At 60.3% G+C, this 15,135-nt stretch carries 12 protein-coding genes; 5 read left to right on the top strand and 7 right to left on the bottom strand.

Going from position 1 to position 15,135, the window contains the following annotated elements:
* The first annotated feature begins 111 nt into the window (after positions 1 to 111).
* From ACYVM5_RS02610 to trxA, 3 genes are all read left to right on the top strand, one after another.
* Complete coding sequence (locus ACYVM5_RS02610; RefSeq protein ID WP_460616621.1) at positions 112 to 2,550, top strand: LysM peptidoglycan-binding domain-containing protein; 2,439 nt, start codon at positions 112 to 114, stop codon at positions 2,548 to 2,550.
* A gap of 146 nt (positions 2,551 to 2,696) precedes the next feature.
* Positions 2,697 to 6,410: a DNA polymerase III subunit alpha gene (gene dnaE / locus ACYVM5_RS02605; RefSeq protein WP_460616620.1), complete on the top strand. Its 3,714-nt coding sequence runs from the start codon at positions 2,697 to 2,699 to the stop codon at positions 6,408 to 6,410.
* Positions 6,411 to 6,607: 197 nt separating this feature from the next.
* Positions 6,608 to 6,937, top strand: a complete 330-nt coding sequence (gene trxA, locus ACYVM5_RS02600) for a thioredoxin (protein WP_198067719.1) — start codon at positions 6,608 to 6,610, stop codon at positions 6,935 to 6,937.
* An 81-nt stretch (positions 6,938 to 7,018) separates the two neighbouring features.
* Here trxA and ACYVM5_RS02595 read toward each other — a convergent pair whose 3' ends face one another.
* From ACYVM5_RS02595 to ACYVM5_RS02585, 3 genes are all read right to left on the bottom strand, one after another.
* Positions 7,019 to 7,396: a hypothetical protein gene (locus ACYVM5_RS02595; protein ID WP_460616619.1), complete on the bottom strand. Its 378-nt coding sequence runs from the start codon at positions 7,394 to 7,396 to the stop codon at positions 7,019 to 7,021.
* A gap of 277 nt (positions 7,397 to 7,673) precedes the next feature.
* A complete protein-coding gene (locus ACYVM5_RS02590; RefSeq protein ID WP_460616618.1) occupies positions 7,674 to 8,060 on the bottom strand; it encodes a hypothetical protein in 387 nt (128 codons plus the stop codon).
* A 175-nt stretch (positions 8,061 to 8,235) separates the two neighbouring features.
* Positions 8,236 to 8,574 carry a hypothetical protein gene (locus tag ACYVM5_RS02585; RefSeq protein ID WP_460616617.1) on the bottom strand — a complete coding sequence of 113 codons (339 nt, stop codon included), beginning with the start codon at positions 8,572 to 8,574 and terminating at the stop codon, positions 8,236 to 8,238.
* Positions 8,575 to 8,765: 191 nt separating this feature from the next.
* Between ACYVM5_RS02585 and ACYVM5_RS02580 the strand changes: the two genes are divergently transcribed.
* Entirely contained in the window at positions 8,766 to 9,218 is a 453-nt protein-coding gene (locus tag ACYVM5_RS02580; protein WP_460616616.1) for a hypothetical protein, read from the top strand.
* Between the two features lie 150 nt (positions 9,219 to 9,368).
* A complete protein-coding gene (locus ACYVM5_RS02575) occupies positions 9,369 to 10,664 on the top strand; it encodes a Xaa-Pro aminopeptidase (RefSeq protein WP_460616615.1) in 1,296 nt (431 codons plus the stop codon).
* 202 nt (positions 10,665 to 10,866) lie between these two features.
* Here the strand turns inward: ACYVM5_RS02575 and ACYVM5_RS02570 are convergent, their stop codons facing one another.
* From ACYVM5_RS02570 to ACYVM5_RS02555, 4 genes are all read right to left on the bottom strand, one after another.
* Complete coding sequence (locus tag ACYVM5_RS02570) at positions 10,867 to 11,421, bottom strand: DUF4252 domain-containing protein (RefSeq protein WP_460616614.1); 555 nt, start codon at positions 11,419 to 11,421, stop codon at positions 10,867 to 10,869.
* A gap of 90 nt (positions 11,422 to 11,511) precedes the next feature.
* Positions 11,512 to 13,098 (bottom strand): hypothetical protein, encoded by a 1,587-nt coding sequence (locus tag ACYVM5_RS02565; protein ID WP_460616613.1) that lies wholly within the window; start codon positions 13,096 to 13,098, stop codon positions 11,512 to 11,514.
* A gap of 106 nt (positions 13,099 to 13,204) precedes the next feature.
* Entirely contained in the window at positions 13,205 to 13,615 is a 411-nt protein-coding gene (locus ACYVM5_RS02560; RefSeq protein WP_460616612.1) for an EVE domain-containing protein, read from the bottom strand.
* Positions 13,616 to 13,745: 130 nt separating this feature from the next.
* Positions 13,746 to 15,119, bottom strand: a complete 1,374-nt coding sequence (locus ACYVM5_RS02555) for a DUF3570 domain-containing protein (protein ID WP_460616611.1) — start codon at positions 15,117 to 15,119, stop codon at positions 13,746 to 13,748.
* Between the last annotated feature and the right edge of the window lie 16 nt (positions 15,120 to 15,135).

Genomic DNA, 15,135 nt, shown 5'->3' with positions numbered 1-15,135 from the left:
TGCGGCGGGCCTCTCGGTTAGTGTCAGGCTGAATTTCCCCCGAAAATCAGGTTCTTTGTAGCTTCCGGGTCGAATGCTGCTGCGGTTGCCGCTGCCGACCGGGGATTATTTATGCGAAATTCGATTCTGCTGCTGGGGGTAATAATGGCGTTTACGGGCACACTGGCCGCGCAGCCGCTGGCGCCGCGCCCGCACCCCGACGTGCCCGCCGCCATGGACGTGGCCGGCATTCACCTCGTTCTTAGCGAAGAAGCCCAGCGCCTCGTGCAGCAAAAAGCCGACGGCCTGTGCCGCCACCAGCCCTCGTTTCAGGCCCGGGTCGATTTGGCCGATGCCTCGTTTCCCATCATCGACCGGGTGCTGAAGGAGGAAGGAGTGCCGCTCGATTTCCGCTACCTCGCCCTGCAGGAAAGCGCCCTGCTGGGCAATGCGCGCAGCAACCACGAGGCCGTGGGCTACTGGCAGCTCAAGCAGGAAACAGCCACCGGCCTGGGCCTCACCGTGAACAGCGCCGTGGACGAACGCCAGCACCTCACCACCAGCACCCGCGCCGCCGCCCGCTACCTCACCCGCAGCAACACCAACCTGCACAACTGGCTCAACGCACTGCTGAGCTACTACACCGGCCCGGCCGGCGTGAAACCCTACACCCTGCCCACCGATTTCGACGCCACCGAAATGGCCATCACCGAGGCCACGTCGCCCTACGTGCTGATGTTCCTGGCCCAGAAAGTGGCCTTCGAACCCGCCTGCGGCCTCAACCCCAAGCCGAAGCTGCTGCTCCAGGAGTTTCCCGCTGTGGCCGGCCAGAGCCTTTACGACCAGGCCCTCACGCTGCACGTCGATTCGGCCGCGCTGGCCACCCACAACCACTGGCTGCTGGCCGCCGCCGTGCCTTCTGATAAAGCCTACACGCTCATCGTGCCAGTGGGCGACATCACCCAGGCCGCCGGCATCGTGGCCAACCAGCGCCTGCAAAGCCGCGGCCAGCTCCTGAACGCGCCCATTGTGGCCGCCAATACCGCCGAAGTACGTCTCAACAACCTGCGCGCCCTCATTGCCCTGCCCGGCGAAACCATGGCCGACCTGGCCAAACGGGGCCATCAGCGTCTGGGCGAATTTCTCAAGCACAACGAATTGTCGGCCTTCGACCAAGTCGTGACCGGCCGGCCGTATTTCCTGGAGAAAAAGCGCGACGTGGCCGCCGTGGAATACCACGTTCTGCAGCCCGGCGAGCGGATTTTCGACGTGGCCCAGAAGTACGGCATCCGCCAGAAGGCCATTTACAGCAAAAACCGCATGGCCCGCGTCGAGGAGCTGCGGCCCGGCCGGGTGCTGTGGCTTCAGCACACCCGTCCCCGCGAAACGGCCATCGAATACCGCACCCAGCCCGAAGGCGCAGCTCTGGAACGCCCCAGCGTAGCCACCACGGCCGCCGAAACCGAAACGGATAACCTCGTCGACAAGGCCAATGAAGCCGTGGCCGCCCGCCGCACCGAATCGGGCAATGACGGCAAAGTCAAGGTTAAAATCAAAGTCAAAAGCGACACCGGCAAAACCAAGCGCGTGAGCACGGAAAGCACCGATGGCTGGGGCGAAGCCTTGGAAACGGCCACCACAACGGCCGCTACGGTGCCGGCTGCAGCGCCCGCGCCGGTAGCCCCAGCGGCCGTTGCGCCAGCCCCGGCTCCCGTTCGCACCGCACCAACGCCGGCCCGACCGGCTCCGGTAGCTGCTCCCACGCAGCCGTCTTTCGCCAAAAGAACCTATCTGCCGCCGCCCGCCGCTGCCCCGGCCCCCGCGCCCCTGACCGATGAGCCGCGCCAGCCCGACTCGACCGTGGCGGTACCTGCGGTTAGCCGCCCGGCGGTGGTTGCCAAGCCAGTAAACGCACCCACAGCGCCGGTATATGTGCCAAAGCCGGCTCCGGCGAAAGTGGCTGCGCCCGCTGTTTCTGCTCCGGTTGTCGTTGTGCCAAAACCAGAAGCTGCTGCGATGCCTACCGCTGCTGCGGCCACGCCAAAGCCCGCCACTGCAGCCGTGCGCGCCATTCCCGCTGATGCGACCCACCGCGTGGAAGCCCGCGAAACAGTTTATTCCGTGGGCCGGCTCTATAATATTTCACCAGCTACGTTGATTGCCATCAATCAGCTTGCCCCGCCTTATGGCTTGGTAACGGGCCAGGTGCTGACGTTGAAAGCTGCCGAACAACAGCCCGCGCCAGCCGCTAAAGTTGCGCCAAAACCTGCTCCGGCTACCACGCCCGCGCCGGTACCGGCCGCCCACAATTCCGGGCAAATAAATCCGGCGCTACTGTACGTGCCCAAAGTACCCAAAAAAGGTGTCCCAGCAACTTCGGCAGCAACTGCAACTCCATCCGCACCAGCTACCCAAACGGCTACCCAGCACACTGTTGTGAAGGGCGAAACCCTGTATAGCATCGCAAAGCGTTATCAGGTCACCATCGCCGACTTGCAAGCCTGGAACAACAAACCCGATGCCTCGGTGAAGTTGGGCGAAGTGCTACGCGTGCAAGCTGATACGAAATAAAATAGCCCGAAAAGTGGGTGGACTGCCGGCTCACGAGCCGCAAAAAACGCAGCAGTCAGGGAATCAGGCAGCAGGGAAATGGGGTTTGGCAATGCCCGCCAGCCGGGGGTATCTTTACGATTAGCCCGTTCCCAACGCCCTGTCTTATGCCCGTTTTCTCGCACCTTCACTCGCACACGCAATACTCGCTGCTCGACGGCCAGGCCAGCATTTCGGCCCTGATGAAGAAGGCCCAGAAGGACGGCATGCCCGCCGTGGCTCTCACCGACCACGGCAACATGTTCGGCGCGTTCAACTTCGTGGCCGAGGCCAACAAGTACAACGTGAAGCCCATCGTGGGCTGCGAGTTCTACCTGGTGGAAGACCGTCACAAAAAGGCCTTCAGCCGTGAAAAGGGCGAGCGTGACACCCGCCACCACCAGCTGCTGCTGGCCAAAGACCAGGCCGGCTACCACAACCTGGCCAAGCTCTGCTCGCTGAGCTTCATCGAGGGCGTGTACTCCAAGTTTCCGCGCATCGACAAGGAACTGCTGGTGAAGTACCACGAGGGCCTGATTGCCACGTCGTGCTGCATCGGGGCCGAGATTCCGCAAACCATTCTTTTCGGCACCGAGGCTGAGGCCGAAGAAAAGCTGAAGTGGTGGCTCGATTTGTTCGGCGACGACTACTACATCGAAATTCAGCGCCACGGCCTGATGAATTTCGACGGTACCGGCAAAAGCCAGGAAGACGTGAACCAGATTTTGCTGGGCTTTGCCAAGAAATACAACGTCAAGGTCATCTGCACCAACGACTCGCACTACGTCGACCAGACCGACTACGCTGCCCACGACCTGCTGCTGTGCGTGAACACCGGCGAGGAGAACAGCATCCCGGTCGGTGATATTCGCACCAACTACTACACCCTGATGACCAGCGGGGGCGAGGTGAAGTACGACCTGCTCGACAACCTGCGCCGCGACCACAGCCGCGACGAAAAGGCCCAGCGCCAGCTCCGCCGCATCGACGAGGAATTGCAGAAGCCCAAGCCGCACACCCGCTTCGGCTTCGCCAACGACCAGTTCTTCTTCAAGACGCAGGCGCAGATGAACGACCTGTTCGCCGACGTGCCCGAGAGCATCGACAACACCAATGAGATTGTCGATAAAATCACGCCCCCGAAGCTGGCGCGCGACATCCTGTTGCCCAACTTCCCCATTCCCGCGCCCTTCGCCAACGCCGACGAATTCCTGCGCGAGCTGACTTACGTGGGCGCCTTCGGCCCCAGCGCCGGCAAGGGCGTCGTGACGATGAGCAAGCCGCCGCGCTACTCCGAGCGCACGCCCGAAGTGGAGGAACGGCTTGATTATGAGTTGCGCATCATCCAGACGATGGGTTTCGCGGGCTACTTTCTGATTACGCAGGACTTCATCAACCACGGCCGCAACATCGGCGTGGCGGTGGGCCCCGGCCGGGGTTCGGCCGCCGGTTCGGCCGTGGCCTACTGCGTGGGTATCACCAACATCGACCCCATCAAGTACTCGCTGCTGTTCGAGCGTTTTCTCAACCCGGAGCGCGTGTCGATGCCTGATATCGACATTGACTTTGACGACGTGAACCGTCAGAAAGTCATTGACTACGTGGTGAATAAATACGGCAAAACGCAGGTGGCCCAGATTATCACCTTCGGCACCATGGCCGCCAAATCGTCCATTAAGGACGTGGCGCGCGCCATGGAATTGCCGCTGCCGCACACCAACGACCTCACCAAGATGGTGCCCGATAAGCCTGGCACCACCCTGGCCGGCGCCTTCGCCGAAAACCAGGAGCTCGACATGATTCGGCGCGACGAAAGCCCCGAAAACCTGAAGGGCCAGATTCTGCGCCTCGCCACGCAGCTCGAAGGCTCGGTGCGCAACACCGGCATCCACGCGGCCGGCGTCATCATCGCGCCCGACGACATTACGAAGTACATCCCGGTTTCAACCTCGAAAGACTCGGACCTGCTCATCACGCAGTTCGACGGCAAGGTGATTGAATCGGCCGGCATGTTGAAGATGGACTTTCTGGGCCTCAAAACTCTGACGGTCATCGTGGATGCCATGCGCCTGATTGAGCGCAACCACGGCGTAAAAATTGACATCGACGAAATCCCGCTCGATGATGAAAAGACCTACGCGCTCTACCAGCGCGGCGATACCATCGGCACGTTCCAGTTCGAATCTGAAGGTATGCGCCAGTACCTCAAGGACTTGAAGCCAACCAACATCGAGGACCTGATTGCTATGAACGCACTCTACCGGCCCGGCCCGATGCAGTTCATCCCGAACTTCATCAACCGCAAGCACGGCCGCGAGGAAGTGGAGTACCCGCACGAGCTGCTGAAACCCATCCTGGAGTACAGCCAGGGCATCATGGTGTACCAGGAGCAGATTATGCAGACGGCCCAGATTCTGGCCGGCTATTCCCTCGGCGGGGCCGACTTGCTGCGCCGCGCCATGGGTAAGAAGGACATGAAAAAGATGGCCCTGGAGCGCGAGAAGTTCATCGAAGGTGCCAAGAATATTCACGGCATCGTGGCCAAGAAAGCCAACGAAGTGTTCGACGTGATGGAGAAATTCGCGGAGTACGGCTTCAACCGTTCGCACTCGGCGGCTTACTCCGTGGTGGCTTATCAGACTGGTTACCTGAAGGCTAACTACCCGGCCGAGTACATGGCCGCCGTGCTCACCAACAACATGGGCGACATCAAGAAGGTGACCTTCTTCATTGAGGAAGCCCGCAAGCAGGGCGTGCCCGTGCTGGGCCCCGATGTGAATGAAAGCCTCCTGAAGTTCAACGTGAACCAGGAGGGCGCCATCCGCTTCGGCATGGGCGCCGTGAAGGGCGCGGGCGAACTCGCCGTGGAAAGCATGGTGCAGGAGCGCGAAAAAGCGGGGCCATACTCCGATATTTTCGACTTCGCCAAGCGCGTGAACCTGCGCACGGTGAACAAGAAAACCTTTGAAAGCCTGGCTCAGGCCGGCGCTTTTGATGGTTTCGACAAGCACCGCCGCCTCTACTTGGACGCCCCCGCCGGCGACCAGAACCTCATCGAAAAGGCCATGCGCGTGGGCCAGCAACACGCGGCGGCCAAAGAGTCGGCCCAGCACAGCCTCTTTGGTGCGGGTGCTTTCGGCGCGGTGGCTGCGCCCATGCCCAAAATTCACGAGATGGAGCCCTGGAGCAAAACCGAGCAGCTGCGCCGCGAAAAGGAAGTGGTGGGCTTCTACCTCTCGGGCCACCCGCTCGACGCCTACAAGCTGGAACTGGATGCCTATTGCACCTGCGGCCTGGAGAAAGTAGACGAAATCAAGAACAAGGAAATTGCGGTAGCTGGTCTGATTAACAACGTGCTATTTAAAACCACGAAAACCGGCCAGCCCTTCTGCACATTCACCCTGGAAGACTACGAGACGAGCATCAACCCGGCCCTGTTCCGCGACGACTACACCAAATTTGCGCCCCTCATCAACCCGCGCAACTACCCCAACGAGCAGGTGCCGCCCATGTACGTCAAGCTCAAGCAGGAGCTGCGCCGCCACACCCAAGACCAGTGGGACCTGCGCATCCTGACCATGGAGCCGCTGGCCGATGTGGCCGAAAAGCGCAGCAAAGGCGTCCGCGTGCGTCTCGACCTGCGCACCGTGACCGCCCCCATGCTCGACCGGCTGGAGGAAGCTATTGAGCACGCGCCCGGCGGCAAGCGCCTCGAAATCCAGTTTGTGGAGCCGCACGAGCACCTGGCGGTGGATATGTTCTCGCGCCGCTTTCAGATTGACCCCAAGGCCTTTATTGAAAAGATGAAGGAGCTGGACATGGAGGTTTGCACGCTGATTTAGGGATGCAGCGCCGGTGGGTTTTTGGGAAAAATCCCGTTATGCAGCGCGTTCAGATAGAAAATTAGGTCCTTCACCGGGCCTACCAACCATTCCTGAACTTTCCCCAGGCTCCGCTGTTTTACCATCCAATCTGCTACCTTGCGACCCCGTTGGCCGTATACGCCAGACTATTCTTATTAACCCCAACCCAAATTGAAATGGGACACAAAGCAATTGAGATAACCGACGCCAACTTTGACGAAATCATCAACGGCGACAAGCCTGTATTGGTCGATTTCTGGGCCGAATGGTGCGGTCCCTGCCGCATGGTAGGCCCCGTAGTAGAAGAGTTGGCCGGCGAATACGAAGGCAAAGTCGTGGTCGGCAAAGTTGACGTAGATGCTAATCCTCAGACTTCCATGAAGTTCGGTATCCGTAGCATTCCTACGCTGCTGGTCTTCAAGAATGGCCAAATCGTTGATAAACAAGTAGGCGCCGTGCCCAAGCACGTACTCGCCCAAAAACTAGAAGCTCAGGTGACGGCGTAATTTTGCTGTTCTTTGTAGCAAAAAAAGCCCCTTGCCGATATGGCAAGGGGCTTTTTTAATGCTTAATGGCTAGGCTGGGCGCTAGTTCAGCGTGCGGTTGCAGCGCCGTTTGCGGGCCTGCGAAGCATGCAGGGCCTGCCGTTTCAGCTGCTTCTGGTGCTGGTGCATGTGCCATTCCAGCTTGGCGGGGGAGGTAACTTTTCGGTTGGCCTCCAGGCCGAGCAGAATGAGGACGGCACGGTTTATCTTGGCCGTCGACCTGCGAGTGGTACGAGTGTTGGTGCGGCTTACCAGAACCGCCTTTTTGGCCGCCACGGCGCGCTCTCGTGCTGCCTTGCGCTGAATTTCGGCCGGAGTATCGTCGAAAGACGAGGCGGCCCGAGGAGCAGCGGGCACAAAACCGGAACATAAGAGCAACAGCCCTCCGGCCACCAACAACTTGTAACTGTGCGTATTCATGGCAATGGGTAAAAAGATGGAAAATGTTGGCAATGCCTAGGTGGTGCTCTGTCTGGTATGGGGAGCGAGCACAGCTTTACTCGTCGCTTAGGCCTATAATAAAAATATATATAGTAAAACTAAATAGCAAATTATTCCTAATGAATTTGTTGTGAATTTTTAATTTTTATGAAGCGAGCATGAAGAATTGCACGCAGTAGCCGAAACTCCCGGACAACAAAAAGCCCCTTCTCAGTGCTGAGAAGGGGCTTTTCTAAAACGTTGAGTGCAGCGCGGGCTAGTCGTGGGCGCGGTGCCGGTGGGCGCGGGCAGCCATGCGCGCCCGATGCTTCAGCTGCTTTTGGTGGGCGTGAAGCTGGCGCTGGAGGCGGGCCGGTGAGGTAACCGCTTTGCTTTCTTCGAGGCCGAGAATGACGAGCATGGCCCGCTGCAGCTTGTTGGTGACTTTGCGGGATTTGACGGTCAGGCGCTGCAGTTTGGAAGCTTTTCTGGCGGCGACAGCTTTTTCGCGGGTGGCGGCCTTTTGCTCGCGGGCAGCGGCTTTGCGCTGCACATCGGCAGGCGTGTCGTTGAGGCTGTGGCGGGTGGGCGCTGCATTGGCCGAAGTTGACCCGATTAGCAACAAAGAGCTGATAGTTAGGACAGCGTAAAGAAAGTGCTTCATATGCTAGGTAGCAGAAAGTGAGAGAATGAACCGACGGATTCCAGTCGACAGTGCTTTTGTGTGCACTAAAGTAATATTAAATTTAAAAACTCAACAATAATTCATAAAAAATCCCTGCATCCGATAATGGATGCAGGGATTTTTGCAACCTGACAAGAGGCGATAGGACAGCGGGCTAGCGCACGGCGCGGGGCCGTACCTGGCCGTCGTGCTTCTGGCGGTAAATGGCGCGGCTGGCCTGGTTTTCATCCTTGCGGATGTCCTGGCGCTCGTCGCGGGTCACGATGCCGTCGGCGCGGGCAGCGCGCTTATCCTGGCGGATTTCGGCTTCGCGGCCTTTGAGGCGGGCGGCTTCGGGGCGGGTGAGTTCGCCGGTGGCCACGCCCTGGCGGATGCGGGCGCGCTCATTGCGCTGGCGGGCGTTGATGCCGGGCGTGACGACTTGGGCCACGGAAGTATAGGAAACAGCCAGCAGGCTAGCGGCGGCCAGCAGCGAAAACAAAGACTTTTTCATGGGAATACGGAATAATAATGGGGAAAAGATGGGGGTTGGAGGCCGGACGGCGGGCAAGGTTTAACCCATACTGTAGAAGGAAAATGAAGTTGGCACGAGATATGAAAAAATAGCTACATTGCCATCCAACCACGCGGGGCGAAACCGCGTAGGAGGCGCATTCTCTCACTCTTCAGCTTACCCTTACTCCCATGAAACGCATTCTCGGATTCCTCGTTTCCCTCAGCATGCTCGGCGGCTCGGTGGCCCAGGCCCAAACGGCCACTCCGGCCACGACCCAGATGAGCAGCTCGTCGAAAATGACGACGACCAAAACCATGCAGGCCCCGGCTACCAAGACGACGGTAAAATCGTCGACGATGAGCAACCCGGCGGGCATGACCAAGTCGACCACCATGACCAAGGGCTCGGGCACGATGAGCAAATCGAGCACGATGACCACGCCTTCGGGCATGACCAAGTCGTCGACTTCGACCAGCACCACCAAAATGAAGGCCGATGGCACGCCCGACATGCGCTACTCGGAAAATAAGTCGACCAAAACCACCAAGATGAGCACCGGCCCCCTGAAGGCCGACGGCACGCCCGATATGCGCTACAAAGCCAACAAAACGACCGTGAAAAAGACCACCACCAAAATGTAAGGTCTGGCAGTTACGAATTTGAAAAGCCCTTGCTCACGACGAGCAAGGGCTTTTTTACTTTTTGCTTTCGTTCGAAGCCGGTCGGGGCGGTGGCCCGTGCCGGCCGCCGACTACCTAACTTGCGGCCCCATTCCAACTCAACTCTTGCCCATGCGTTACGCTCCCCTTGCCCCCGAGCTTTTTATTGAAAACCGCCGCCGCTTTCGCGAGCTGCTGCCGCCGGCGTCGCTGGCCATTTTTCAGAGCAACGACATCATGCCGACCAATGCCGACGGCACCATGGCCTTCCGCCAGAGCAACGACTTGTTCTACCTGTCCGGCGTGGACCAGGAGGAAAGCATCCTCGTGATTTTTCCGGATGCGCGGCTGCCGCAGCACCGCGAAATCCTGTTTTTGAAGGAAACGTCGGAGCACATTCTCATCTGGGAGGGATATAAGCTGACGAAGGAGGAGGCCCGCCAGAACTCCGGCATCCCGACCATTATGTGGCTGGATAGCTTCAAATCGGTGTTGCCTGCGCTCATGAACGAGGCCGAGAATGTGTACCTGCCCTCGAATGAGCACATCCGGGCCGTGGTGGAGGTGGAAACGCGCGATGCCCGCTTCATCAAGAGCCTGCAGGCGCAGTACCCGCTGCACACCTACCGCCGGGCGGCGCGCCTGATGCACCAGCTGCGCGCCATCAAGAGCCCCGAGGAAATCCGGGTGATGCGCGAGGCGTGTAATATTACGGAGAAGGGGTTTCGGCGCTTGCTGGGCTTTGTGAAGCCGGGCGTGTGGGAGTTTGAGATTGAGGCCGAAATCGTGCACGAGTTCATGCGCAACCGCAGCCGCGGGCCGGCTTACGGCAGCATCGTGGCCAGCGGCAAGAATGCCTGCGTGCTGCACTACACCACCAACGACAACCAGTGCCAGGACGGCGAAGTAATTCTGCTCGACTTCGGGGCGGAGTACGCCAACTATGCTGCCGACCTTTCGCGCTCGATTCCCGTGAACGGCAAGTTCACGCCGCGCCAGCGCCAGGTGTACGATGCCGTGCTATCTGTGATGGATTTTGCCAAAACCCGCCTCGTGCCCGGCGGCGAAATCGAAGCCTACCACCAGGCCGTGGGCGAGTTCATGGAGCAGCAGCTCATCAAGCTGGACCTGCTAAATGCTGCCGACGTGAAGAACCAGGACCCGGCCGCGCCGCTCTACAAGAAGTATTTCATGCACGGCACCAGCCACTACCTTGGCCTCGACGTGCACGACGTGGGCTACAAGTACCGCACCTTCGAGGCGGGCATGGTATACACCTGCGAACCCGGCATCTACATCCCCGAGGAAGGCCTAGGCATTCGCCTGGAGAATGACATTCTCATCACGGCCAACGGCAACGAAGATTTAATGGCCAATATTCCGATTAAAGCGGAGGAAATTGAAGCCCTGATGGCGCAGGGCCGATAGAAGAATGAAGTAAACGCAGAATGCCCGGCTGAGCGAAGGTTCAGCCGGGCATCCTGCTTTTATTTCGACGCTGTTTAGTAATCCAAAACGCCTGTCATCCTGAGCGGAGCGAAGGACCTTATCACGTTCGCACAAATTGCTCTGACGTGATAAGGTCCTTCGCTCCGCTCAGGATGACAGATGTTTGAAAAAACTAATCTATCTACTTGCTGGTGGCCTGCACAATCTGCGGCAGGTACTTGCTCAGCGCCGCTACCTGGGAGCTGGTGAAATTGCCTTGCACCGACACCAGCACGAAGGAATCGGCTACGTCGGGCAGGCTGCCGAGGGCGGCAAATTCCGAAATGCTGTTGCCCGAGCCGCGGGTGGATACGGCGTAGTTGCTGCCGCCAAAGCCGGCGGTGGTGAGCGGGTCATACTTATTATTTTGCAGAATGCCGGCAGCTTCGCTGCGCAGGCCCTGGCTGGCCAGCTCTTTGGCCGAGGTAGTGGTGGGCGCGAAGCTGATGACTTTGGCCGAGCGAATGCCGGTAATGGCATTGGTGAGGTCGGAGCCGCCGAGGAGCTTGGCGGCTTTCACCAGGGCCAGGCGCTGGAGCAGGTCGGCCGACCATTCCGTGGTTTTGAAGCCTTCGCGGCCTTCGTATTTCGAGAAAAACGAGGAAACGGTGCGAGCCGGCGAGCCGGGGCCACCGGCGCGGCAGCCGGCCAGCAGCATAAACAGGATGAGGACAGGGAAGCGGAGTTTTGTAAGCATGCGGCAAAAGTGACGAGAAGATAGGTGCGTTGTACGCACCAAACCCACGCCACGGTTATTCGCAAGCCAAATAACCCAACTTATCGCACCTTAAAACACCACCGAATTAAGGAAAAACACGTCCCGGTCTTTGCCGTGCTCCACGCGCACGTGCTGGTAGCCGGTGGCCACAAAGCGGCTGCCGAACCAGGGCAGCAGGTCGGCCTGGGAAGTTTCGGTAGCGTGCTCGGCCCCGTTATCGGCGGGGCCGGCCCCAATTTGGATGGGCACCTGCTGGTCGTTGGGCGACGACTCGGCTCCGCGTACCACTTTGTAGCGCAGCTTGTCTTCGTCGAGGTAGGCCAGCACCAGGCGGCCATCGGGCAGGGTCTGCAGGCGCACGGCTTCTTCAAGCTCGGAGCGCCGCAGATTTTCCACCACGAAGGTATTGTCCCAGATGAGGTTGCCGGCGCGGTCGAACCCGCACACCAGCGCGTGGGTGGTTTCGTAGCCATCGAAAATGCGGGCGCTGCCGTAAGGCGAGCCATACTGGTTGCCAATGCCGCTGTAGAGCGGGCCGGTGTAGCTGCCGTAGCTGTTGTAGCGGTAGTGCGGGTAGTACACTTCGGCCACCAGCACGTAGCCACCGTTGGGCTGGGGCAGCAGCTCGTGCAGCAGCAGCCGGTAGTGCCAGCGCAGGGGCGGCACCGAGCGGGCCAGGCGGCGCTCGGTGCGCAGCCGCAGCCGGGCCTGGCGGCTGGGCTTGAGGTAATCGAAGAAGTGCTTGAGGTGCAGGAAATCGTAGAACCGGAGCGGCGGCTTGGCGCCGGTGTTGGCACCCCCGCGCAGGTCGGTGGCAAACAGGCCTTGCGCGTAGGTGGGGTCGCGGAGCGAGTAGGTGCCCATGAGCAGGCGGGCGGTGGTGTCCTGCGGGGGCGTGAGCTGGGCGGTGATGAGGCTGCGTTCGCTCTCGGCCTGCACAAACTCGGAACTCAAGAGCTGCCCTTTTTCGGTGAGCTGCTTGAGGAGCAGGCGGCTTTTGCGGCCGTTGGTCTGGCTCAGCACGTACTCGGCCCGCTGGCTGGCGGCATCGGCCACGAAGGTAAGCTGGGTGGGCAGCGGCTCGTACACCGAAGGCAGGTACTGCATCTGGCCGGTGGCCACGTCGAGCAGCAGGGCCGTCACGTGCTGCTGGTCGTTGAGCAGCACGGTGGCAAACAGCCGGCCGTCCAGCGCTTTCAGCTCCACCACCTCGCGGCTGAGCTTGGTGTCGAAGGTCTGGGTGCGGGTCTGGCTGACGCGGCCATCGAAAGCGGCTACCAGCAGCCGGCCAGGGGTGTTGTGCGAGGTGAACAGGGCGTACACCGTGGTGCCCTCGGCGCACAGGCGGGCAAAGTCAAACTCTTCGGCAATTTCCAGGGGTAGCTCCTGGCGCAGGTGCAGGTCGCGGTCGTATTGCTGAAACGCGAACTTGGTTTTGCTCGACAGCGGTCGGTCACGGCCCAGCAGCAGCACCACGGTGCTATCGGCGGCCAGGGGCTGCACGTGCACTTCGCTCTCGTGGCGCTCCAGCGGCAGCTCGGTGCGGGCCGGCTGGCGGGGCGCATTGGCGGGCAGCGGCAGTTTGGGCTGGGCGCGCACCGCTGCCGGGGCGGCCAGCGTCGCCAGTGAAAGCAGCAAAAGGTAGCAAAGTTTCATGCCCGTGCGCCGTAAAAAAACAACTGTGAAGGTACCCGTTTCTAACGCGTGGCTACTGCTTTAAAGTTACAACCGAATTCTGCGTTTTGTCTGGCGGCGCAGCCGATTATTCGGTCCCTAATTCCAGAATGGCATCGAACTCCTCGGGCCGCACCGGCAGCACCGACAGCCGCGACTGCCGGATGAGGGCCAGCTCGCCCAGCCGCGCATCGGCCTTGAGCTGGGCCAGGCCCACGGGGCGCGCCAGCAGCTGCACCGGTCGTAGCGGCACGGCCACCCAGGGCGAGCCGGCCTCCGCCGTCGCATCGGGAATGGCCAGGGCGGCCACTTCAGCCAGGCCCACAATGGCTTTCTCACTTACGCTGTGGTAGAAGAGCACGAGGTCGCCGGGCTGCATCAGGTTGAGGTTGTTGCGGGCCTGGTAGTTGCGCACGCCGGTCCAGGCGGTGCCGTCTTCCTGCACGAAGGTGGCCCAGGAGTAGGCTTCGGGTTCCGATTTAACGAGCCAGTGTTTCAAAAGAGTGACTGAGTGAGAGTGACTGAACGAATGACGCGGTACGCAAACGGCCGGCACAGGCATTGATGCCGGCCGGCCGTTGGTTTACACACCACAAAGAAAATAAAACCGGGTGCAAACGCCCCGGTTTTTAGAGCGCAAAGCCCAAATCGAAGCTGATGATGTTGGCTTTCAGGTCGGCCCGATTGGCAGCGGTATAGATGGTTGAGCCGGTTTGCTGGTAGTTGGCGTAGCGCAAATCCAGGGATTTGAAGCGCATGACGCGGGGCAGGCCCTGCGCATTCTTGCCCGGCACATGGAAGCGGCCGATGCCATACACCGGCGAGTAGCGCAGCCCCAGGCCCACTTTGTTGGCCGAGAAAGCCGACAGGTCGTAATCGGAAGTGTAATACGTGTCGCTGATGGAGTGCTCCATGAAGGGCGCGAAATACTTGGCAGCCGTCTGGGTGTGGTAGCGATAGAAAGGGTAAGCCACGAAAAACGGCGTGATTTTCACGGGCAGCTCCAACTCGAACGTGTGGGCGGTAATGCCGAAATTGTCGTTGTAGAAGCGGTAAAAGGCGCGCACCTGCACCAGGTCGGTGGCGTAGTAATTCAGCCGCAAACTCACCGGGTACTTAAAACGGGCACGGGGTAGGTTCTCGATGCGGGCAGCTGTGGCCACGCGGGGCGAGAAGCTGTTGTCCAGGCTGGTGGGCGCTTTGTTCAGCTCCGTCGTATTATCCCGGAAATACACCCGGTGGAACGGCGTGCTCAGCAAGCCATTCTGCGACACCAGCTCGGTGCTGATGGCCGCCTGCAAGCGCTTGGCGAGTACCTGCGAGTAGGTGGCGGTGAAGTTGTAGGTCTGGCGCGTGTCGGAGCCGTAGTTTTTTTCGCCGCGGTTGGTAGTCGAGCCGGTTGTGTAGCCCTCCCGCAGCTCCAACGGTTGAATAAGCGTCACGCGGTCGAAAAACACCTGGCCCGCCAGGCTCAGCTGGCGGTTGCCGTCCTGCGAGGTTTTGGAAAACGAGCCGGCCAGGTTGAACGACAGGTAGTCATATTCTTTCGATACACCCGTGCCCACGCCCCAGATGGTGCCCTTGGCTTTCTGCTCGCGGCTGTAGCCGAAATCGCCGTGGTAGCGCACGTCGTGCGCCGAGGGCGTGCTCAGTGCAAAGTCGATACGGTCGGTCGAAGCGGAGGCGTAGAAATCGGCGCCTACGTTCACCGTCAGGCGGCTCACGGTATCCAGCGGCACGTTCACGATAATGGCCGGGGGCACGTCGGTGAGCTGCTGCGTGCCGCGGCCGCCTTCCACCGCGCCGTGGCTGCCGTCCTGCTGGTAATAGCCGCCGATGATGTCGATGGTGGCCTCATCGGCCGCGCGGCTCACCGGCACCGAGGGGCTCACGGGCGCGCCGTAGCCGTCGATGCGGTTCGGGTTTTGCGTGGTGCCGGTTTGGGCCTGGGCCGGGGCGGCCAGGGCACTCAGGGCAAGCAGAACGAATAGTAACTTTTTCACGAAATCGGGCTGATAC

The organism is Hymenobacter ruber, assembly GCF_054783255.1.
This window is presented reverse-complemented; position numbering and strand designations above follow the sequence as displayed.